At 51.6% G+C, this 23,024-nt stretch carries 15 protein-coding genes; 7 read left to right on the top strand and 8 right to left on the bottom strand.

All coding sequences use genetic code 11. The features are described from left to right. Window positions 1-125 precede the first annotated feature (125 nt). Window positions 126-881: a TetR/AcrR family transcriptional regulator gene (locus PSCS_RS15035; protein WP_082866774.1), complete on the top strand. Its 756-nt coding sequence runs from the start codon at window positions 126-128 to the stop codon at window positions 879-881. Between the two features lie 18 nt (window positions 882-899). Here PSCS_RS15035 and PSCS_RS15030 read toward each other — a convergent pair whose 3' ends face one another. The 4 genes from PSCS_RS15030 to PSCS_RS15015 are packed head-to-tail and all read right to left on the bottom strand — an operon-like array spanning window position 900 to window position 4,263. After that, window positions 900-1,511 carry a lysophospholipid acyltransferase family protein gene (locus PSCS_RS15030; RefSeq protein WP_068813123.1) on the bottom strand — a complete coding sequence of 204 codons (612 nt, stop codon included), beginning with the start codon at window positions 1,509-1,511 and terminating at the stop codon, window positions 900-902. Between the two features lies 1 nt (window position 1,512). Beyond that, the gene (locus PSCS_RS15025; protein WP_229694621.1) at window positions 1,513-2,070 is read right to left on the bottom strand and encodes a nitroreductase family protein; all 558 of its coding nucleotides are present in this window, start codon (window positions 2,068-2,070) and stop codon (window positions 1,513-1,515) included. A gap of 9 nt (window positions 2,071-2,079) precedes the next feature. Further along, window positions 2,080-3,450, bottom strand: coding sequence for an MATE family efflux transporter (locus PSCS_RS15020; RefSeq protein ID WP_068813119.1), 1,371 nt, complete (start codon window positions 3,448-3,450; stop codon window positions 2,080-2,082). Between the two features lie 27 nt (window positions 3,451-3,477). After that, window positions 3,478-4,263: an inositol monophosphatase family protein gene (locus PSCS_RS15015; RefSeq protein ID WP_068813117.1), complete on the bottom strand. Its 786-nt coding sequence runs from the start codon at window positions 4,261-4,263 to the stop codon at window positions 3,478-3,480. Between the two features lie 149 nt (window positions 4,264-4,412). Between PSCS_RS15015 and PSCS_RS15010 the strand changes: the two genes are divergently transcribed. Both PSCS_RS15010 and PSCS_RS15005 read left to right on the top strand, forming a co-directional pair. Next, window positions 4,413-5,294, top strand: a complete 882-nt coding sequence (locus tag PSCS_RS15010; RefSeq protein WP_068813115.1) for an RNA methyltransferase — start codon at window positions 4,413-4,415, stop codon at window positions 5,292-5,294. A 27-nt stretch (window positions 5,295-5,321) separates the two neighbouring features. Beyond that, complete coding sequence (locus PSCS_RS15005; protein WP_229694620.1) at window positions 5,322-7,652, top strand: Tex family protein; 2,331 nt, start codon at window positions 5,322-5,324, stop codon at window positions 7,650-7,652. Window positions 7,653-7,808: 156 nt separating this feature from the next. Here the strand turns inward: PSCS_RS15005 and PSCS_RS15000 are convergent, their stop codons facing one another. Both PSCS_RS15000 and PSCS_RS14995 read right to left on the bottom strand, forming a co-directional pair. After that, a complete protein-coding gene (locus PSCS_RS15000; protein ID WP_068813111.1) occupies window positions 7,809-10,097 on the bottom strand; it encodes a YgiQ family radical SAM protein in 2,289 nt (762 codons plus the stop codon). A 92-nt stretch (window positions 10,098-10,189) separates the two neighbouring features. After that, window positions 10,190-10,891: a hypothetical protein gene (locus PSCS_RS14995; protein ID WP_068813110.1), complete on the bottom strand. Its 702-nt coding sequence runs from the start codon at window positions 10,889-10,891 to the stop codon at window positions 10,190-10,192. 115 nt (window positions 10,892-11,006) lie between these two features. On the opposite strand from PSCS_RS14995, the gene PSCS_RS14990 reads away from it, so the two are divergent. The 3 genes from PSCS_RS14990 (at window position 11,007) to PSCS_RS14975 (ending at window position 20,205) form a co-directional block, all read left to right on the top strand. After that, window positions 11,007-14,462 carry a TonB-dependent receptor domain-containing protein gene (locus PSCS_RS14990; RefSeq protein WP_068813108.1) on the top strand — a complete coding sequence of 1,152 codons (3,456 nt, stop codon included), beginning with the start codon at window positions 11,007-11,009 and terminating at the stop codon, window positions 14,460-14,462. Between the two features lie 334 nt (window positions 14,463-14,796). Further along, window positions 14,797-18,249 (top strand): TonB-dependent receptor domain-containing protein, encoded by a 3,453-nt coding sequence (locus PSCS_RS14980; RefSeq protein WP_068893819.1) that lies wholly within the window; start codon window positions 14,797-14,799, stop codon window positions 18,247-18,249. A gap of 171 nt (window positions 18,250-18,420) precedes the next feature. Beyond that, the gene (locus tag PSCS_RS14975; protein WP_068813102.1) at window positions 18,421-20,205 is read left to right on the top strand and encodes a bifunctional diguanylate cyclase/phosphodiesterase; all 1,785 of its coding nucleotides are present in this window, start codon (window positions 18,421-18,423) and stop codon (window positions 20,203-20,205) included. On the opposite strand, the gene PSCS_RS14970 is transcribed toward PSCS_RS14975, so the two are convergent. Together PSCS_RS14970 and PSCS_RS14965 are read right to left on the bottom strand one after the other, a co-directional pair. Then, entirely contained in the window at window positions 20,190-21,425 is a 1,236-nt protein-coding gene (locus PSCS_RS14970; protein ID WP_157885736.1) for an MFS transporter, read from the bottom strand. The genes PSCS_RS14975 and PSCS_RS14970 overlap by 16 nt on opposite strands. Before the next feature lie 160 nt (window positions 21,426-21,585). Next, window positions 21,586-21,786 (bottom strand): hypothetical protein, encoded by a 201-nt coding sequence (locus PSCS_RS14965; RefSeq protein WP_068813098.1) that lies wholly within the window; start codon window positions 21,784-21,786, stop codon window positions 21,586-21,588. A gap of 228 nt (window positions 21,787-22,014) precedes the next feature. Between PSCS_RS14965 and PSCS_RS14960 the strand changes: the two genes are divergently transcribed. Then, window positions 22,015-22,935: a recombination-associated protein RdgC gene (locus PSCS_RS14960; protein ID WP_068813096.1), complete on the top strand. Its 921-nt coding sequence runs from the start codon at window positions 22,015-22,017 to the stop codon at window positions 22,933-22,935. Window positions 22,936-23,024 lie beyond the last annotated feature (89 nt).

The following is a 23,024-nucleotide window of genomic DNA, read 5'->3' as shown; positions in this document are numbered from 1 at the left end:
AGCCTGTCTCTGAACGAGTCATCATTGTCTGCAAGCGGCATTGTCTGCATCTGGCTTAGGTGAAAATTCAGATGATCCATTGCAGATAATGATGATACGTCAGGTTTCGAGGGAAGGAGAGAGAAATGGAATCGGCAGGCGCCAAAACCTTATCGCCGGGCCAGGGCTGGCCACTGGATACCAGCCTGGAGGCTTTTCGTGAAGCCTGGGAGCTGGAGGGCGAGCCACTATGGCAGCGTGTGTTTGATGTGCATCATGAACGGATGCAGATCAAAAACGGCAAGACAGCAGTAAAAAACCTACAGAAAATTTTTGATTGTACTTTTCGGCTGGCTAATAGCCAGGGCTTCCATTCCATGAGTCTTCGCGATCTGAGTCGTGAAACCGGCATCAGCATGGGTGGTCTTTACGCTTATATTGGCAGTAAGTCCGATCTGGCTTCCGCCATTGAGTCTGTTGTGCGCAGCACCATTGATGATGTGCTTAGCGCCATTCATGCATATCAGCTGTCCCCTTACCAGCATTTAAAAGCCGTGATTCATGCCGACCTTTACATGAATCACATTATGCACCCGTGGTACTACTTTTGTTTTATTGAGGCTAAAGGGCTTGATAAAGAGCAGCGTGAGGCCGCCATGAATATGGAGCTGCAATTTGATCAGGGGCTTCAGAATATCTTTAGCAAAGGCATTGAGGCAGGTGTTTTTCGCTATGAAGGGAACCTGGCGTTACTGGCATCTTCTACCACGGCCATGTTGCAGCAATGGTACCTGAAACGCTGGAAGTTCTTGCAGCGAGGTGTTTCTGTTAGCGATTATGCTGAGTTTACGCTCAACCTGTTGCTCAACAATCTCTCTTATCAGTCTGGTGCCAGCCGGTAGTCCTTGCCAGAGTTGGCATCAATCGGCGTTCTGCGGATTGATGCCCTTCTTGTCGGCGTAAAAAGCCCGTATATCCTGCATGTCTTTTTCCAGGTCGCCGCTGGGGTGAAAGAAATCAGCAAGCCCGGCTTCCTTGCGGGAAGCATCAATATAGCCCATCAGTATCGGAACCCTGGCATTGTTGGCCATATGGTAGAAACCTGTTTTCCATTGGGCAACTTTGGCCCGGGTTCCTTCAGGCGGAACCAGTACCACCAGATCTTCCCGTTGGTGATATTGTTCAACTATCTGATCCACGACACCGTGTGTAGCCGTGCGATTGATCGGAATGCCTCCCAGCCACTTCATCAGGCCTGATACCGGGAAGGGGAACAACGTATGTTTACCCATCCAGTGCAGGTTCAGGCGCAGTTTCAATACCACCATCAGCATGATGGGAAAATCCCAGTTACTGGTGTGCGGTGCACCAATCAGGACAAAGCGCTGATGTTCCAGTGGTTTACCGATGGGTTTCCAGCCAATCAGTTTCAGAACAAGTGTTGAAATCAGGCGCAGGACAGGTGTCACCACCGGAGTATTGAAAACTGTCCTGCGTGCTATTTTAAACGGCTTTACTGGTTTTTCTTCCATATCACCATTCCTGAAAATATTGTGCCGGGTCCTCAGGCCTGAGTGGGCGTAACGGCCCGTCAATTTCCCCCAGGTAGATAAAGCCGGTAATTTCCTCCCCGGGTGCCAGGCCAAGACCCGTTCGAACCACCGGGTGTGTTGCCATGCTGCCAGTACGCCAGATAGCGCCAACGTTCAGGGCATAGGCTGCATTTATGATGTTCTGCATGGCAGCAGCGGTAGACTGCTGCTGCTCTAATACGGGGACTTTGGGGTGATCTTTGGGTGAAGTAATACCCACGATAATCAACGGTGCCCGCAACGCCTTGTTACCGGTCGATTCCTGCTCTGCTGCAGTCAGGTCGGGAGAGTCCTGTAAACTGGCTTGAATAAACAACTCACCCAGACGATGGCGGGACTGGCCCCGTATCAGCAGAAAGCGCCATGGGCGAAGCAAACCATGATCGGCGGCGCGCAAGGCGCAACGGCAAATTGCGTCGAGCGTGGCCTCATCAGGCGCCTTGTCAGTGAGTCGTGGGGCAGATACGCGATTCTGTAATGCAGTAATGGCGTCCATCATGGGGCTCCTTCAATCAATCTGAATGGCCGGGTCAGCTTCATGGTGAATAGCTCGTTTTACCGTTGACCATGAGATCCAGGCCATAAGCAGGTTGCCAAGTGCTGCGCCGGCAAAAACCCCGGGCAATCCCAGCCAGTTGCCCAGTAACCAGGCCAGCGGCACATAAAATATAAAGAAACGGGCAGCGCTGAGGTAAAGGGCGGACATTGGGTGATGCATGGCATTGAGTGCCGAGTTACACAGGATGATCACGCCTTGCATGCCATAACTGAGTGGCATTATCCAGATGAACGTCTGAATGATATTGGCCACTGATTCCTCGCGGGTAAACAGCCATGAGATTATCGGGGCAGTTATTGCCAAAACCGCATATATCAGTAGCTGCCAGAGCAGAACGAAGCGGATCGAGAGCCGGCAAGCCTCGGCAATACGTTCCGGTTTCTCAGCCCCCAGGTTTTGACTGATGAAAGGCGGCAGTGTGCTTGAGAGGGCAAGAATGACGATACAGGCAATGGACTCCAGGCGTGAACCCACGCCGAAAGCTGCGACAGCCTCTTCACCGTAACTGGCAACGATTGCGGTCATTACGGCGGCTGCCAGAGGAGTCATCATATTCGCCCCGGATGCCGGGATGCCGATGCGTAGCATTTCCCGTGAGGATGTGAGTAAAACAGCACGGGAAGGCAGAGTTGGCGACACCAGTTGGTGGCGAATCAAAAGAAAGTAAAACAGAAATACAACGCCGGCAACCCAGGACAGAGTGGTTGCCAGTGCGGCCCCCTGTACACCCATTGCCGGTATTGGTCCCAATCCAAAGATCAGTATCGGATCCAGAGCGGCATTAATAAGTCCTGCTGCTGCCATTAGCAGGCTGGGGGTTCTGGTGTCCCCATTGGCACGCAGTACTGAGTTAGCACAAATAATGGCGACCAGCAGGGGACTGGTGGGCAGCCAGATGTCCATGTATTCACGGATGGTGGGCAATAATTCAACGGAGGCACCCATGGCCAGGAAAATCTGGTCCATGGTGAAATAGCCAATGACCGCAATGACTATTGCCAGCAGTATCGCCACATAATTGGTGATCGTTGAGGCTTCTTTGGCACGCTCCTCATCTCCCCGGCCAATATATTTGGCAACCACAGCCGAGGTGCCGATACTCAGTCCGATGGCCAGACTCATTACGGTAAATGTGAGGGGGAAAGTAAAACTGATAGCTGAGAGTGCTTCGGTACCCAGCAGGCTGATGAAAAATGTGTCCACCAGGTTGAAACTGAACATCATGATCATGCCCAGAATCATTGGCAGTGTCATTTGAGTCAGTATCGTACCGATGGGACCGCTGGTCAGGCTCTGCCGGGACTTTACCGCTATACTCATTTCACACTGCCTTATACTGCCATTTTATTATTGTTTTTGAATTTGCTGCCGTAACTGGATCAGCTCTTTGAAGCATTTTGGGCTGCCGTAAAGCAATTCCTTGCTGCCAGTCGTGATCGGATTACCTGCGGGGTCACTGAGTAATGCGCCTGATTCCTGCAGAATCAGTTTTGCTGCTGCCAGCGTTGCTTCATGTTGAGCCACACACCAGCCTGCATCAATACGGCCCGCCGCACTGTAGACCATATCCAGCGCGGGGCAGCCACTGACCCGAATGTCACTGCCTGCCTGTAGCAGGGCAGATTGCAGTGCTATTGCGGTTTCTGCGCCGTTTTGTGAGTCAACGTCGATAGCAGACAACCCTTTATCAATACTGCGTCGCTGGCCGACACGAATGCGGCTGCCATTTAACTGTGCGCCGTTGCCCCGACTGGCAGTAAATTCCTGGCCACTTGAGGGGTTGATGACAATTGCATGGGAAATGACATTGCGAGTTTTCAAAGCCAGAGACACGCAAAATCCCGGGTTGCCGCGGATATAGTTGCGATTGCCGGCTAATGGATCTATCAGCCAGGTGTTATCCGTATCGCTACCGGCAGTAAGGCCAGTGGCGCGGGAAAACACGCTGTAATCGGGGTATGCTTTCTGCAAATGATACAGGATGCTGCGTTCGGCATCGAGATCCATGCTGGTCAACAGTCCGTTAGCATTGTCTTCTACGACATTGACCCGATCCAGGCGGTCGACCTGGTGTGAAATTTGTTCAGCGGCGCTACGCGCGGCTCTTAAAGCAATATTGATGACTGGATGCATGGTGTCTCTGAAAAATCAAACATGAACAGCCCGCAATCATAACAAAATGCTAGTGTCCTGTCCGTTTAATTCATGGTATTTCAGCGCGCCAGGCGCTAACAAGTTGTTATAATCCCGGGCCCAATTTACATTCTGTCAGGGAGGCGGCTTTGAAACAGCCCGATTTTTCAAACATTAACGTGATTCTGGTGAACACTTCTCACCCCGGGAATATTGGGGCTGCAGCCAGAGCGTTGAAAAATATGGGGATTCCAAATCTCAGATTGGTAGACCCGGAAGAGTTTCCCAGTGATGTGGCGCGTTGGCGCTCAGCATCCGCCACTGACATACTGGACCGTGTTAAGGTTTTTCCTGACCTGGAGTCAGCTGTAGCAGACTGTGGCCTGGTTATTGGTGCCAGTGCGCGTTCCCGGCGAATGCCCTGGCCAATGCTGAACCCGCGTCAGTGTGGACAACAGGTCGCGCTGGATGCCGTTGATAATAAAGTGGCGCTGGTTTTCGGTCGGGAGGATAAAGGCCTGACCAATGAAGAATTGCAGCTGTGTCACTATCACGTCCAGATTCCTGCTGATCCAGTCTATAGTTCACTGAATCTGGCAGCTGCTGTCATGGTGGTCTGTTATGAAGCCAGAGTGGCCATGCTGGAAGCACGAGGAGAAGGGGAGTCTGTGTCAGCTGCGGCCGCAAGCGCAGATTATTCTGCGGCGGCGCCGGTTCCCGTTGACACTGTCTATGATCCGGCTTCAGAAGACGAGTACTGGGATGTTCCCAAGGCTGACGGGCGGCAACTGGAACTTTTCTATGAGCACCTGGAGCAGGTGCTGGTTGATATGGATTTTCATGATCCCGACAATCCCCGGTTGTTAATGCCGCGAATGCGTCGCCTGTTTGGCCGTATTCGTCCTGACTCCATGGAAATCAATATTCTGCGCGGAGTACTGACTTACGTGGATGATCACGTCAAGCGAGCCAATGCAAATAAGCCGGATACAGCGACGAGTGACAGCACTGATAAACACGCTGACGAGTAAATTTATTTTTGAAGGATACGAAATTTAGTGAGTAGTGTAATTAACGAAACAATAGCCGGCGAAATTGGCGCCCGGTCAGAACAGGTAGCAGCTACGGTTGCTTTACTGGACGAAGGTGCAACGGTGCCATTCATTGCCCGTTACCGGAAAGAAGTCACGGGTGCGCTTGATGATTCCCAGCTAAGACGCCTGCAGGAACGGTTAATGTATTTGCGGGAACTGGAAGACCGCCGTCAGGTTATTCTCAAAAGCATCGATGAGCAGGGCAAACTGACGGATGCGCTGGCTGGACAGATTCACTCTGCAGACAGCAAGACCACGCTGGAAGATTTATACCTGCCCTACAAACCCAAGCGCCGGACTCGTGCCCAGATTGCTCGTGAAGCCGGGCTTGAACCTTTGGCTGACATGCTGTTCGATGACCCGGGCAGGAAGCCGGAAACTGAAGCAGAAGCATTTATTGATGCTGACAAGGGTGTGGATGACGTCAAGGCTGCGCTGGATGGGGCTCGGCATATCCTGATTGAGCGTTTCAGCGAAAGTGCTGAACTGCTCGGTAAACTGCGCGAGTATTTTGCTGATCAGGCCAGTATCCAGTCTGAAGTGGTGCCTGGCAAGGAAAATGAAGGGGCCAAGTATCGCGATTATTTTGAATTCTCCGAAGCAGTATCAAAAGTGCCTTCGCATCGGGTCATGGCGCTGTTTCGGGCCCGAACAGAAGGAATTCTGTCCGTAAAAGTGGATATTCTTCTCGATGAAGATGGGCCTGCTGTCCGTCATCCATGTGAAGTGATGATTGCCAAACACTGGCAGATCAGTGATCAGGGCCGTGCGGCCGACAAATGGTTGCAGGATGTGGTGCGCTGGGCCTGGAAAGTCAAACTGCATACCCATTTGCAGACCGATGTAATGACCCAGTTGCGAGAGCAGGCTGAGGAAGATGCCATTGATGTCTTTGCCCGCAATGTCAAAGACTTGTTGCTGGCGCCACCCGCGGGTAAACAGGTGACCATTGGTCTTGATCCCGGCCTGCGAACCGGCGTAAAAATGTGCGTGGTCAGCGAGACGGGCAAAGTGCTGGATCATGGTGCTATTTTTCCGACAGCGCCACAGCATAAAACCCAGGAAGCCATGGCAGTGTTAAAAGTCATGTGCGAAAAGTATCAGGTCAAACTGATCAGTATCGGTAACGGTACAGCCTCGCGCGAAACCGATCAGTTTGTGGCTGACTTCAGTAAGGCATTCCCCCAGTTTAAACTGCAACGGGTGATGGTCAATGAAGCGGGTGCTTCCATTTATTCGGCGTCAGAGTTTGCTTCCCAGGAGCTGCCCGATCTGGATGTGACTATCCGGGGAGCCGTCTCTATTGCCCGTCGCTTGCAGGACCCGCTGGCCGAACTGGTTAAAATTGAGCCGAAATCGATCGGTGTGGGCCAGTACCAGCACGATGTCAGTCAGGTGAAACTGTCGCGTTCCCTGGATGCGGTAGTCGAAGATTGTGTGAATGCCGTGGGTGTTGATCTCAATTCGGCGTCGGCGCCATTACTGAAACAGGTATCCGGCCTGAGTACTACTCAGGTCAGCAATATTCTGGATTTCCGTGATGCGCAAGGGCGATTCAGCAGCCGTGCTGAGCTGAAAAAGGTACCACGGTTTGGTGACAAGACCTTTGAGCAGGCCGCAGGCTTCCTGCGTATCCAGGATGGAGATAATCCGCTGGATGCTTCAGCTGTTCACCCTGAATCCTACTCCGTGGTTGAAACCATCGCCAAGCAACATGGCAGGGAATTAAGGTCTCTGATAGGCGATGCTGACTTCCTGCGAGGGCTGCGTGCTGAAGATTACGTTACCGAACAGTTCGGCTTGTTGACGGTTAAGGACATCCTTAAAGAACTCGAAAAACCCGGGCGTGACCCACGTGGTGAATTCCGGACGGCAGCTTTGAAAGAAGGTGTTGAAGAAATCAAACACCTGACCCCTGGTATGGTGCTGGAAGGCACGGTGACCAATGTGACAAATTTCGGTGCCTTTGTTGACGTGGGCGTTCACCAGGATGGTCTGGTGCATATTTCTGCGATGTCAGACAAGTTCGTCAAGGACCCGCACAGTGTGGTCAGCGCTGGCCAGATCGTAAAAGTTAAAGTGCTGGAAGTGGACCTTGAGCGCAAGCGTATCGGCATGAGCATGCGTCTGGATGATCCCATTCCGGATGCCAGCGAGAAGGGGCATAAGCCGACTCGACGACCAGCAGCTTCGACCCGGGGTAAGAAGGACTTTGGCGCAGCGGCTCAAAATAAAAGGCAGACAGGTACAATGGCTGCGTTGTTTGAGCAGGCGCTTAAAAACAAGGGCAAGTGATCACTACTTTCTGTATTGACTGACTGCCTTCAGTACGCTGAGGCAGTCAGTGACAGATGTTTGCTCTGATAGCAATAACAGGAATGACAGTAATAGCCGTAATTATAAAAAGGCAAGCCTGACAGTAGCAGGCTTGCTTTTTTCACTGCTATCATATCAGTGATGTATTGGTCGTTTTCCTTTGCCGGGCTTCTTGCCAGGCTTCTTCTTCCCGGCAAATTTTCCACCCGCCGCTGGGCGACGGCCACGCAAGACAGCGGGGTTTGTCACCGGTTTTCTGCGCGGGTGTGCCTGGCCCGGGCGGCCGCGCGTTTCCGGTGGCACCAGACAATGGCCGTCATGGCCGATCAGATCGCTGCGCCCTATGTCTTTCAGCGCTTTGCGCAGCATCGGCCAGTTCTTCTCATCGTGATAGCGAAGAAATGCTTTTTGAATGCGACGCTGTTCAATCTCCTTGCAGGCAGACACTGACTCACTTTTATACGTCACTTTTTTCAGCGGATTTTTGCCCGAGTAATACATCGCTGTTGCCAGCGCCATCGGCGACGGGTAGAACGTCTGCACCTGATCTGGTTTGAAACCGTGTGTCTTCAGCCAGACCGCCAGATTCATCATGTCTTCATTATCAGAACCGGGGTGCGCCGCAATGAAGTAGGGAATCAGGTACTGTTTCTTGCCCGCTTTGGCCGAGAATTTGTCAAACATGGCCTTGAATTCATCATAGGCACTGATGCTCGGCTTCATCATCTTGGAAAGCGTTTTTGATTCACTGTGCTCCGGAGCGATCTTCAAATAACCACCGACGTGATGGGTAACCAGTTCCTCCACGTACTCGGGGTCTTTCAGCGCCAGGTCATAGCGCAGCCCGGAAGCAATCGCGACACGTTTTACGCCGGGAATGGCGCGCGCCTTGCGATAGAGCTGAGTGGTCGGGCTATGGTCAGTCTCCAGGTGCTTACAGATCGTCGGGTAGACACAGGACAAACGTTTACAGTTTTTCTGAATTTCGTCAGATTTGCAGTTCAGTTTGTACATGTTGGCAGTGGGGCCGCCCAGGTCAGAAATCGTACCGGTAAAGCCGGGTACCTGGTCGCGGATTTTCTCAATCTCACGCAGGATGGACTCTTCGGAGCGACTCTGGATAATGCGCCCTTCGTGCTCAGTAATCGAACAGAAAGTACAGCCGCCAAAACAGCCGCGCATGATATTAACAGAGGTTTTAATCATGTCATACGCAGGAATGCGCGCATCCCCGTAACTGGGGTGAGGGCGACGCTGGTAGGGCAGGTCGAAGACCGCATCCATCTCTTCCGTGGTCAACGGAATCGGCGGTGTATTGACCCAAACTTCCAGGGATCCGTGTTTCTGAACCAGGACCTTGGCATTATGCGGATTGGATTCCTGGTGCAGCACGCGTGATGCGTGTGCGTACAGGGCAGGGTCATTCTTTACCTTGTGGAATGGCGGCAAACGGATATAGGTGGTTTCCGGGTTGCTCTGGTATTTGCGATGCAATGGCAAAGGAATGATGCGCACTGCACTGACATCAGGGTCTTCGCTGGCCACTGCACTTGTCCCACCACTGGTTTCAGCTACGGCAGTCGTGTTTTCACTGCAGGTTGTTGCAGCAGCTACGGTTTGCCTGGCAGCGTTTTCTTCTCTGACATCCATGCTGCCAACCTGGTCGTGCGGGACATCATAAGGATTGGGGATTTGCTCAATACGGCCAGGCCAGTCAATTCGGGTGGAATCAATTTCTGTCCAGCCAGCCGGGATGTCGCGGCGCACCAGGGCGGTGCCCCGTATATCCGTGATATCTCGGACCGTGCTGCCATTGGCAACGCGGTGTGCTACCTCCACCAGTGCTCGCTCGGCATTGCCATAGAGCAGGATGTCAGCATTGGAGTCAATCAGCACTGACTGCCTTACCTGGTCGCTCCAGTAATCATATTGGGCAATCCGGCGTAAACTGGCTTCGATACCGCCAATGACGATGGGGACATCATAATAAGCTTCGCGGCAACGCTGGCTGTAAACGATGACTGAACGGTCAGGGCGTTTACCCGGCTCGGCATTTGGGGTGTAGGCATCATCATTACGGATGCGCAAGTCTGCGGTGTAACGGTTGATCAGCGAGTCCATGTTGCCGCCGGTCACACCGAAAAACAGATTGGGGCGGCCAAGGATTTTGAACGGGTCGGCACTGTTCCAGGCTGGCTGAGCAATGATGCCGACGCGAAAGCCCTGTGCCTCCAGTAAACGCCCTACCACCGCCATACCAAAACTGGGGTGATCCACGTAGGCGTCAGCTGTGACAATGATTATGTCGCAACTGTCCCAGCCCAGGGCATCCATCTCTGAGCGGGACATGGGAAGGTACGGTGCGGTGCCAAAGCACTCTGCCCAATAACGCGGGTAGGCAAACAGATTGTTGGCGGTTGACATATTGGCTTCCGGAAAGGTTGGTCGGGCAGCAGGAAATGCTGCGCTCGCTGAGTGTTGCGCCTATTGTACCTGATAACGGGCAGTGGAAAAACTCACCGCACATTAACGGCTGTGCCGTTCACAGAAAGGACACCTTGCTGGATGTCCAGGCGACTGCGCAAGGTGGTACCTGTTGGTATCAGCCAGCCTCGATATACCCCCATACCGATTGCATCCTGGATAAAGCCAGGTTGGGAGGGGGGGAGCAGTTGCAGGTTGATTCTGCCTGCGGTTTCACCGGGCAGCACCATGCCGATAATTGGCAGTGGGGCCGGGCGGGTGTCAGTGGGTATTAATGGCCACTGTAGCTGCCATTCGGCCAGGAAAGAGTCATGCTGTGATGATAGCCCCATCACCCCGTCTACCTGCCACTGGCTGCCAACTGTGATTAACGCTGAGCCTGAAAGGTAGGGAGGTGTTTCGGGCGCAGTCGTGCTGATCTGAACTTCAGCAATAGCAACAGATGTATCCGGCAGGTGCCACAGTAAAGGACCGTGCCGGAAGGATAAAACCACCGGGGCATCCAGCAGGTTCGGGGTTACTACCTGATAGTCCGTTTGCAACCAGCCCGCTTTGGTGACTTGATAGTCAAAGCCGAGTTCCTGCAATTGGCTGAGCACAGGACGCAATTGCACCCTGATTTGCCAGCCAATAACCGCTGGCGAAAGCAAACAGACAACCAGAACGATAAAAAACAGGGAAAAAAAGGTGCGTCGCAACAGAATATACACCGGAGAGTGATAAAATAGCTTCATTGTGCGCGCAGTTTACCATGAGTCCTGGTAAAGCCAATGGAACTTCCTGTTTAGTTTCCATTACCCGGAAGCGATTGCTGTCTAGCGCTTAGTTATGGAATCAGGAGAAGTATGTATGTCCCGATTACTCACCGGTAATGTATTGGCCCGCTCTATTGCAGGTCTGCTTTGTTCATCCGCTTATTTTCCCGTCATTGCCCAGGCGCAAACTTCGCCTCAGGCGCCGGCACAAGTTGAAGAGGTGCTGGTCACCGGCTCTTATCTTCGTGGCAGTCCGCTCGATGCTCCCTCACCGGTTCAGGTGGTTGATCGGGAAGAGATGGTCTCGCAGGGAGCTGTGCAGATCTGGGATGTCATCAGCAATATGGCAATCAACTCAGGTTCCATCAGCAATGAAGGGGCTGAGGGTGGTAATGCAGAAGTTGGCTCATTGTCCGGGACAGCCAATATCAATCTGCGTAATCTGGGCGAGAACTCAACGCTGACACTGATCAATGGCAAGCGTCAGGTAGCTGCAGCAACCACCACTGCTTCCGGTGGTGAATTTGTGGATATCAATACCATTCCACTGGTGATGCTGGAGCGAGTTGAAGTCCTGGCTGATGGTGGTTCTGCATTGTATGGCTCTGATGCCGTTGCGGGTGTAGTGAATTTGATCATGCGTAACGACTTTGAAGGGTTTGAAGTCTATGGTGATCTGCAAAATGTAGAGAATGCGGGAAGTCGTTTTGATAAAACCGGCAGTGCCATCTGGGGTTGGCAGGACAGTGACGGCGACAGCTCCTTTGTCATAGCAGCGGAAGCATTCCGCCGGGACCCGGTATCTGTTCAGTCGGCACGTTTTTATGATGAGCGCTCCGATTTCAGCGCGGCGGTTGGAGGCATGGGAACACTGGTGGCCCAGCCATCGTTTGGGGCTCAGTTGAATCCTGCCTATATCAATGCAGCCGCCATGGCGCAGGTCATTGCGGAAGGCGGTGGAAGTGAGTTACGCACTCTCGATCCTTTATGCACGCAATTGAATTCTGCCGACGGCACGCCTTATTTCTGGGGAACGCCTTATGCTGAACGTGGTAATCCGGACAGCACCTGTCGAGAAGACGAATCGCAATGGCGCCTGCTGAATGTGGGGATGGAACGTGACAGCATTTCGGCCTCCTTCCGTCAGGCATTGACAGACTCTGCGGAGTTTTACGGTTTTGCGTTGTGGTCCAGCTCTGAAATTGAACGCAGCGATTCAGGCTATGTGACTTCCCGCGGCCCGGGTTTGTATCTGGCAGCGCCGGGAGCTCATCAGGGGAACCCGGCCTGGGGTGGGTATGCCATTGGGCAAACCGCGGAACTGGGCTATTTTGCTCCGGCGATTGGTCTGGCGCGCCCGCAGCCTGGTGATATCACCAATGCTCCGGTCGATATTGCCAATGGGGGTCCCAATGTCCCGATGTCTGCTTACATACAGGCGGGTAACAAACCACGTACCGGTGGCAATACCAATATCAGCCACAGTGAAACGCTGACTTTTCAGGGTGGAGTTAAAGGCGAGTTTTTTGCCTTGAATGACCGGCGTTTTAATTATGATGTCAGTTATGCCTGGAGTGGTACCAGTTTTGAAGTGGATTACCAGACCTTTCAGCGCGATCGTGCCGAGTTGGCAGTGAATGGTCTGGGTGGGCCGGATTGTACACCCAATGGTGTTGCAGATTTTGATTTTCAGTCAGCCAGAGGCGATGCTTCCCCGGCGCTACCAACGTTCTGGGATTTTCTTGGTGATTCATTCACACAAACTTTTCTGCCCGGCTATGTTCATAATACCCGCGAAAGTCTCTCGCTGGCATTGACCAGCAATAATCATGGTCAGGGTGGTTGTCAGTTTTTTAATCCATTCCTGACCGCTCAGGTAGACCCGGACATGGCCAACTCTCAGGAGTTGCTCGACTGGATGATGCCAACCGTCAAACGCTCGGACAAACGTAACAAACTGGCCGTATTTGATGCGGTTTTATCCGGTGAGCTGTTTTCACTACCCGGTGGTGAAGCCCAGTTCGCGCTGGGGCTGCAATACCGTCAGCAAAACAACAGTTCAATTGCGCCAGGCATAAACTACCCCGGCATCCCGCAGGCCATTCTCTCCTACGACGAAAATGGTGAGCCGGATGCCTATCATTATGTGAGCAACAATTATGAATGCTCGCAGTGCATATTTAATTATGATCATGATCGTGATGTTAAGTCGGTATTTACAGAACTGTCTTTGCCGTTACTGGACAGCATCGAAACACAGTTGGCTTTGCGCTGGGAAAGCTATGGTGATCGAATTGGGAGTCAGGTAACACCCAAAGTGGCAATGAGCTGGCGTCCCAGTGATGACTGGTTGCTTCGCTCCTCTTATTCCCGGTCTTTCCGTGCGCCCAATATCGCCATTCAACGGGAAGGGCTAGAGGCCAGCCGGGCGACATTCCGCGACCCATTGCGCAACCAGGCCGTTCGTGCAGGGCTACTGCCAGTGAGCAATGAGAATGCCTTGCCCAACACAACGTATACAGTTGGCTCTCCGGCCCTGGATATCGGGAACGAAACTGCTGATACCTACGGGGCTGGGCTGCAATGGACGCCAGGTGGCAAACTGGAGGGGCTAAGGCTAGCTGCAGATTACTGGCGGTTTGAGGTCCAGGATCGGGTCATGCCACAACCGGCCATTTCGTCTATCGACCATGAGTTAACTGCCTTTGAGCAGGCGGCGCAGCAGCAGGATCAGTATGTGCTCAATTCGTCCCTGGCGAATGATGCCTCACAACTTTATCAATCCTGTGACCCGGAGGCATTGTCTGCGCAGTGGGGTGATGATCCTGCGGATTCGATGACAGAGGCGGGACAGGTGATTCCCGGCTCCCGACTCGACTGTGTGGTGGATCCCCGAAGCTATGTGGTCGAAGGGGTCGTCCGTGCACAAGGCAGCACTATCGCCGAGTTGGTGACGATTGTCAGTTCAGCGATAAATGCCGGTGAAGTGGTGACTGATGGGGTAGACCTCAGTGCGGGGTATCGCTGGTCGTCATCTGTGGGTGAATTTGGTGTCAATGGCCAAATGACCTACGTTAATCAATATACCCTGCGTAATGTACCTGGCCTGGACCTCGGTTTGCTGGAAAGTGGTGAGTTTGATGCTGCCGGTACCACGGGTGATGGTTTGCTGGTGCGATCATTGCCCGATATAAAAGGCAATCTGTCATTGAGCTGGACCAGCAACAATCTGTCTCATCAGGCAACCTGGATAAATCATTTTATTGGCAGCTACGACAACTTGTCTTACCAGAATGACTATCTCAATGGTAACGATTATGTGCGCTCCATCATCAGCCCGGAGGTAGACAGCTATCATCGGGTGGACCTGCAATACAGCTACACTCAGCAGTGGGCTGCGGGTATGTCGGAAGCGACTTTCACGCTAGGCGTTCTGGATGCTTTTAATGCCAGTTTACCATTCCTTTATTCCGGCCCGTTAAATTATGATGCGGCAGTGTTTGATGGCCGTGGGCGACGGTTTTACGGGCGCATCCTGATGCGTTTTTAAATACGACTGTTTAATTACGATGGAGGCTGTTCCCCCGATAGCCTTCATCGGTGAAGCGAAAGGTTAGTGCGACGATAAGTGTTTGAAATCAACACTATAAATGGCCTCTATCATTGAGGGTTATACTGTTTGAGTATTGTATTGATAATATTCATGAATTCATTCAAATTTCGTTGCAAAGCCTGATTTGATTCGCTAAAGTCGAATGAAAACTCCCTGTAGTACCGGATTTGGTCAAGGTTGTCATTTCCGGATGGAAACGGAATTACAAGTGCCGGGTGCACTTTGCAGTTGCCATACCAACCAACAATAATAATCACGGGGGAAACACACCATGTCCACATGGCCTGGTTATCGTCGCAAGTCCTTACTGCTTGGCGTTCTGTCGAGCTTGAGCTGCCTGCCTGCTATGGCGCAGGATGCAGATTCCGATATCGAAGAAGTGGTTGTCACGGGTTCCTATATTGCGGGTAGTCCTCTGGATGCACCGTCGCCTGTTCAAGTGGTCGACAGGGCATCTATCGAGTCACAAGGTGCAGCGCAGATCTGGGATGTGGTGAAAAACCTCGAAGTCAACTCCGGTTCTGTCAGTAACGAAGGAGCCGATGGCGGTAATGCTGACATGGGCAACCTGTCCGGTATGGCCAATATCAACCTGCGCAACCTGGGTGAAAATTCCACGCTGACACTGATTAACGGCAAACGCATGGCGCCTGCCGCGACATCTACGCCGACTGGCGGTGAGTTTGTTGATATCAATACCATTCCCTTAGTGATGGTCGAACGTCTGGAAGTGCTGACTGATGGTGGTTCGGCTTTGTATGGTTCTGATGCAGTGGCCGGTGTGGTCAACGTTATCATGCGGAATAACTTTGAAGGGTTTGAGCTGTATGGTGATGTCCAGGCACTGGAAAAGGATCTGGGTAACCAGGATCGCACTGCCAGTGCGATTTGGGGTTGGGCCAGTGACACTGGTTCTACTCACTTTGTCTTGTCAGGTGAGGTGTTTCGGCGAGATCCAGTATCTGTGACACAGGCGCGTTTTTATGATGAGCGGTCCGAGTTTAACTCTCAGGTTGGTGGCTTGGGCGTTCCAATTGTCAACCCGGCTTTTGGCTCCAACGTCAATACGGCTTATGTGAATCAGGAAGCGATCAATCAGGCTGTTGCTGAAGGCGGTAACAGCAACCTTCTGTATACTGATCCGCTTTGTGAAAGCTTGACGTCAGCAGATGGTACGCCTTATTTTTGGGGTACATTAAGTGCAGATCGCGGAGAACCAAACTCCACATGCCGTGAAGAAGATGCTCAGTGGCGATTGTTAAATGTAGGCATGGAGCGAGACAGCATTGCTGGTGCCTTTGATCACGCATTTAACGCCAGTACAGAGTTTTATTCATTTGCACAATATTCCAGCTCAGAGATTCAGCGTTCGGATTCTGGTGCCTATACCAGTCGTGGGCCTACCATGTTTCTGGCTCAGCCTGGTGCGCACCAGGGTAATCCCGCCTGGGGTGGCTACTCGATTGGTCAGCCACTTGAGCTAGGTTACTTTGCACCGGCTATCGGGTTGAGCAGGCCCACGGCGGGCGATATTCCCAATGCCCCCGTCGCTGCGGTCAATGGTGGTCCTAATGTACCCAGTTATGCCAATATGAACATTGGCAGCTCACCGCGCCTGGGTGAGAGTAACCAAATAAACCGGACAGAATCCATTGGTGTCCAGGCAGGTATCCGTGGTGACTTTACAGCCTTTAATGATCGCCGGTTTAACTACGATGTCAGCTACTCCTGGAGTGGGACCAGCTTCGAGTTGGAATACAAAACATTCCAGCGCGACAGAGCTCATCTGGCGGCCAATGGCTTAGGCGGCCCAAACTGTACCCCAAACGGTGTTTCTGATTTTGATTTCTTGAGCGCCAGGGGTCACATATCGCCTGCTATCCCAACTGCCTGGGATTATGTCGGGCAAAGTATGACCCAGTTGTTCTTCCCGGGTTTTGTATTTAACACCTATGAATCATTGTCTCAGGCGCTGACCAGTAACAATCATGGTCAGGACGGTTGTGAGTTTTATAACCCTTACCTGACTCGACAGGCAGATGGCAGTATGGCCAATTCGCCAGAGCTGATTGACTGGATGATGCCGACAGTGCGTCGTGCCGATAAACGCAACAAGCTGGCCGTGTTTGATGCGGTTTTATCGGGTGAACTGTTTGAGATGCAAGGTGGGACGGCTCAGTTTGCAGCAGGCCTTCAATATAGGGAGCGGAATGCAAAATCAATTGCACCTACATTGAATGACCCTGGCCTGACTGGTATTTCAGGATTTAACAGCAATGGTGAGCCAGAGTATCGGTATATCTCCAACAATTTTGAATGTTCCGAGTGTATCTTTAACTATGATCATGACCGAACCACCAAGTCTGCCTTTATGGAGTTGTCATTGCCGTTCTGGGACCAGATTGAATCCCAGGTGGCGCTGCGTTACGAGGACTATGGTGGCAATATCGGTGGCGAGCTAACACCAAAGGTTGCGATGAGCTGGCGTCCTACTGATTCATTGTTACTTAGAGGTTCATTCTCGCAATCTTTCCGTGCACCAAACATTGGTATTCAGCTGGAAGGCTTGGAGTCCAGTAATATTACATTCCGTGATCCGATCAGCGCACAGGCCGTGCGAGCAGGCATGGTACCTCCAACCAACGAGAATGCTGAGCCGGAGACTACATATACGGTGGGATCACCAGCGCCGGATGTGGCGAATGAGACAGCAAACACATACAGCGCAGGCTTTATCTGGACGCCATCAGGTGCACTGGAAGGCTTGAATGTGACCACTGACTTCTGGCGCTTTGAAGTCAAGGATCGTGTGATGCCACAGCCAGGTATTTCTGCTATTAGCCATGAAATTGAGGCATTTCAAATAGCGGCGCAGGATCCCGATAACTATGTCGTCAATGGTACGATTTCCAGCAGTCCGGCACCCGCCTACGCTGGATCTGATCCATACGAGTCTTGTGATCCTGTCGCTTTGTCTCAGCAGTGGGGTGATGATCCCGAGAATTCTAAAACGGAGGCGGGGCAAACCATCCCATATTCACGTCTTGATTGTGTAGTGGATCCTCGTACATATATCGTTGATGGTGTCGTTCGTAGTGCCGGTACACTGACTGGTGCACTGACTACGGTGAGTTCCAGTGCTATCAATGCCGGTGAAGTGACTGCGGATGGTTTTGACCTGAAAATTGGCTACAACTGGACCACGGATATGGGACGGTTTACTGTCCAGTCTGATTTTACATACGTTAATCAGTATACGTTGAACGATGTCCCTGGTCTTGAGCTGGGGTTGCGTGAAACGGGTATCTATGATGCTGCAGGCACAACGGGTGATGGCTTGCTGGTGCGTTCGCTACCTGACAAAAAAGGCAGTGTCACACTTGGCTGGTCAAGCAATGATGCCACGCATGCCGTGAATGTGGTCAACCGCTTTATCGGTGCTTACGATAATCTCCAGTATCAAGATACTTATGATAATGGTAACGATTATGTTCGATCTGTGGTGAATCGCAAGATTGACACCTACCACAGTGTCGATATTCAGTACTCCTACACTCATCAGTGGGCAAACGAAGCAATGGGCACCACGATGTTCACCGTCGGTGCGCTGGATGCTTTCAATGCGGAGTTGCCTTTCCACTACAATGGCGCACTGAACTATGATGCTTACCAGTTTGATGGTCGCGGTCGTCGCCTGTATGCACGGGTGTTGATGCAGTTCTAGGTTCATCGATACGCTTTTGATTAGAAAACCGTGATGTCGGTTGTGGTAACAGCCCATATCACGGTTTTTTTATGTACTGCGCAAACCACCGTGGGTATCGCTTTGTCATTAATCTGTCATTAGATTGTGGCAAATTGCCGGGTCAATGTTGTGCCTGCAGTATGGATAGCTATGACCCTTTCCCAGCAACTGGATGAGCTCCTTCGTATCATTGAAAATGGAGCCATTTCCACGCTTTTCCAACCGATTGTATCGGGTGTTGAGAAAAATATTATTGGTTATGAGGCACTGACGCGTGGTCCGTCAAACAGTCCTTTGCACTCCCCGTTAACACTTTTCGCCGCAGCCGCTCATTTTGGCAAACTCACAGAGCTGGAATTCTTGTGCCGACGTAGCGCGTTGACGCGGTTTGCTGAGCTCAAACTGGGTGGTTTGCTGTTCATTAATGTGACGCCAGGCAGTTTACTTGAAAAAAATCACTACGCTGGCGAGACGCTTAGCATCATTCATGAAGTCGGGCTTGAGCCACACGATGTGGTGATTGAGTTAACGGAACATCTGCCTATAAATGACGTCGAACTGCTGCAGGCGGCATTGCAACATTATCGGAGCATGGGGTTCTCGATTGCCATTGATGACCTTGGGGCCGGCTATTCCAGCTTGCGTCTCTGGACCGAACTTCAGCCAGATTACGTTAAAATTGATCGGCATTTTATCGACTCAATTGATAAAGATGCCGTTAAACGCGAGTTCGTAGGTTCCATCTTATCGATGGCAAAAGCAGCGCGAGCCTATGTGATTGCTGAAGGTATTGAAAGGGCAGAAGAGTTTAATACGCTGTCCGATATGGGGGTTGACTGGGTTCAGGGCTACTGGCTGGAAAGGCCGTCTGCACAACCTGTGCTCGATAAAGTGTTGTTGTCATCCAAGATTGATGATGTCGCCCGAAAAGGGATTCTGGAGGCGGGGTTGCATAGCCTGGTGATTCCTGTCGATGCGGTTCACCAGTCTCAGACAGTGAATGATGTACTGCAGCGGTTTCAGCAGCAACCCAGCCTGAATAGCCTGGCTGTAGTAGATGACAATGGTACACCGGTAGGCACTGTCCACTGCCATGCCTTAAGTCAAACCATGCTCAAACCTTATGCGAAAGAACTCCATGGACGAAAGTCGATTGCGCAAATGATGGATCGTGAAGCGCTGATTGTTGATGTGCAGCAAAGCTTGCAGCGAGTCAGTCGGCTGTTAACCAGCCGTGCCAGGCAGAGGTTGGAAGAAGATTTTATTATTGCTCGTGATGATACCTACCTGGGTCTGGGCCGGGTGATTGATGTGTTGCGGCAGATTACCGAATTGCAGATACGCCAGGCGCAGTCAGCCAACCCGCTGACACTATTACCTGGCAATGTTTCCATTCAGGAATGTCTGGAGCGTATTTTAACCAGTGGTCTGGGAGCGCGATTGTGTTATATCGACCTGGATTCATTCAAACCTTTCAACGATATATACGGCTATGGCAAAGGTGATGAAGTGTTGCTGGGGCTGGCACAGATACTTCGGGATCTCTGCGACTCTGATTGTGATTTTGTCGGCCATATTGGCGGGGATGACTTTATGCTGGTCTTGCGCAGTGCTGACTGGCTACATCGTCTGGAGTCACTCAACCAGCAGTTTCAGCAACTGTGTCGCAAGCTGTATAAACAGGATGATCTTGCCAGTGGCGGGTTTGAAGCGCCAGACAGGGATGGGAACTGGCGTCGATACCCGCTGTTAAATCTCTCCATCGGGGTTCTGACTGTGCCCGCATCAAGAGAGTCGGGTGTCACGGCTAAAGAGCTTGCTGAACTGGCTTCGCATCATAAACACAAAGCAAAACGCCAGAGTGGATTCAGTATTGTTGAATCCACTCTGGCCGATGCTATTGATGAAAACCCATCTCTCTATGCTGCGTCATGATTTGCAACCCGTTGGCTTCTTTCGTCTGCCTGCCGCCTGGCGGTGCTGACTGCTGATATCAATGGCAGCATGACCAGAATCAGCACCAACAGTGAATATCCCCCCAGTATAGCCATGGCTGCCTGAATGCCGTAAGTCTGAGCGACAAAACCAATCACCGGACCGGCGACCATAAAGCCCAGGCGGAACAGTAAACTGTTCAATGAGTTAATAGTGGCTCTGATTCGGCTGGGTACCCGACGATTCAGAGCATTTACCAGAATGACCTGGTATAAGCCTCGGTTGAAAAACAGAATAAAGCTGACAACGGCCGCCCCCATTCCGTCAATTAAAGCAGCACCCAATGCACCCAGTATGGGTAGTATGCCAATTAACAATAATGCCAGGGTTGGTCCGTGGCGAGATTCAATCTGGTAGCCGAAACGACTGCCCATGGCTACCAACAGGCTTTGACCGCACCAGAGAATCCCAAACCAGCCATACGACAGTGACAATGACTGCCAAAGGGGCTGTATTAACCAGGCAGCCAGAACTGTTCCCAGGGTATACAGCGGAAGTGCCAGGAATACCAGTTTCAGTATGCGGTCGCCTTTTAGTACATGGTCAGAGAGTTCCCGCCAACTGGGTCGAGCTTCACTGGTGCTGTTGAGAACTGCCACTGGTGGTTCTTTCAGACGCAACGCAAACACCAGTGAAAACCATGCTGCCACGGATTGTATGGCGATCAGCCAGTCGAATGAAGACATGGCAACCCATCCACCCAACAAGGCGCCACCACCTTCAGCAATGGATTTGCTGACACCCAGGTTGGCTATGGCGCGCGGGTTGCCGTCGTCATTCTGGTTAAGTGCCTGATCCGTGTCGTACAACATGGCAAGATCGGCACCTGACAACAGGCTGGATGCCATGCCCAGCGTCACTTCAAAAATCAGTAATGACCAGAAACCATCTGCAATATTCAACCACAGGCAGCCCAGTCCGTTCAGTACAGAGCCGGCAATAAGCACGGCACGACGCCCCAGTACATCAGCCAGGTAACCCGAGGGTGCTTCCAGTACCACGATGGTTCCGGCATAGACTGCCTGGATATAGAATATCTCAGTCAGGTTCAAACCGAATGACTGGAACATAGGCATCAGCACAGGCACGATGAGCATGAACATGTGGAAAAATGACATGCCGTAAATAGCAAATATGTTTCTTCTGTATATTGTTTCCATCGTTTTTTCTCCAGGCATTCCTGTCGCCTGTTGTTTCGTCATCTGAAATTTTTCTGTGATGGTTTGGTAGAAAACGCAAGCCAAAAAAAAGGCCTCTGGGTGAACAATCCCGGAGGCCTTTTTGCTGACATGTTATGTGCCCTTAATGCAGGGCTGACATTTAATGTCGCATTTGCGGATCCTCCGGTCGTCTGTTTTCGACCACGTGGCGCTGACGCTGTTTCGACGGCATGATTGCGCCGTTGATCATTTGACAGTTTTGCGCCATAACACGATAGACGCGCGCAGCCAGCAGACTGGAAACTGTCCAGGCTGTCTGTGTCAGCAGTACTGAGGCTGTGAGTTGCGTCTTGGTGAACATGGGAAAATCGCTTCCGTTAGAATCTAAAAGTTCGCACATTTTATGCCGTCTGGTTATAAAGTCAATCCCGGTAAGGCGATAAATATGATATCTGCTTTATCGTGTGACCGGAGTCACTTTGTCGATATGAAACATTTACCAGCAGATTCGTATGGGTAACGCAGATAGTTTTTCAGCACCCTGCTAGAATACACTCGTTTGCTTCCGAATAAGATAAGAGAACAGGATATGTGGTTTAAGGCTGTACGACTTTACCAACTGGGTGGTGATGCTCAGTTTGATTTCGCCAATATTGAAAATGCACTGGAAAGTGCCCGGTTTCAAAAAGCCGGTGTGACACAGAAGCTCACCACTGGCTGGGTCAGTCCCTTGCCTGCTGGAGGGCGTTCTGCAGAAGAGCTGCCTATCGTTTATCAGCAGGGCGACCGCATGATGGTATGTTTGCGCCGGGATGAAAAAATGTTACCCAGCTCTGTCGTCAATGAAGAAGTACAAACACGTATTGAAGAAATTGAGCAGAAGCAGGATCGCAAAGTCTATCGAAAAGAAAAGCTGCAACTAAAAGATGAGGTCACCATTGATTTGCTGCCCCGGGCGTTTGTGAAATCACGTCGTGTATACGCTTATATGTGCCGCCAGCGTAACCTGCTGGTAGTTAATGCAACTTCGGCTGCGCTGGCTGAAGAGTTGATTTCAGCGATCCGTGATGCATTGGGCAGTTTCCCGGTAAAACTGTTACAAACCAAAGAATCTCCGATGGTGGTGATGACTTCCTGGCTCCAGGGTGATAAGCCATATGGGGCATTTACTCTGGACGACGAATGTGAGTTAGTTAACCCCATGGAGGACAGCAATGTGGTGAGGTGCAAGTCTCAGGATTTGCTGGCTGAAGAAATGGCAGTGCACCTTCAGGCAGGCAAGCAGGCTCGCAAGCTGGCTCTGATATGGAATGATGCTGTCAGAATGGTTGTCTCTGCTGACCTGACGCTATCCCGGCTCAGATTCGAAGATGAAGTGCTCGAACGCGCGGCTGATGGCAGTCCTGATGATGAAGTGGCTGTGTTTGATCAGGATTTCTCGGTGATGTCGCTGGAGCTTGATGCACTGATACTGCAGCTGATGGCAGCTTTTGGTGGGCAAGAGGAGTGACCTGAAGCCTGTTTTTTCGAGAAACTGACTTTTGGCACTGTTTGTGATCATGCGCAGTCCCTGAAAATCTGCGCCATTGTTACCCCTAT

The sequence above is a fragment of the Pseudohongiella nitratireducens genome (genome assembly GCF_001642735.1).
GTDB classification, from domain to species: Bacteria; Pseudomonadota; Gammaproteobacteria; order Pseudomonadales; family Pseudohongiellaceae; genus Pseudohongiella; species Pseudohongiella nitratireducens.
This window is presented reverse-complemented; position numbering and strand designations above follow the sequence as displayed.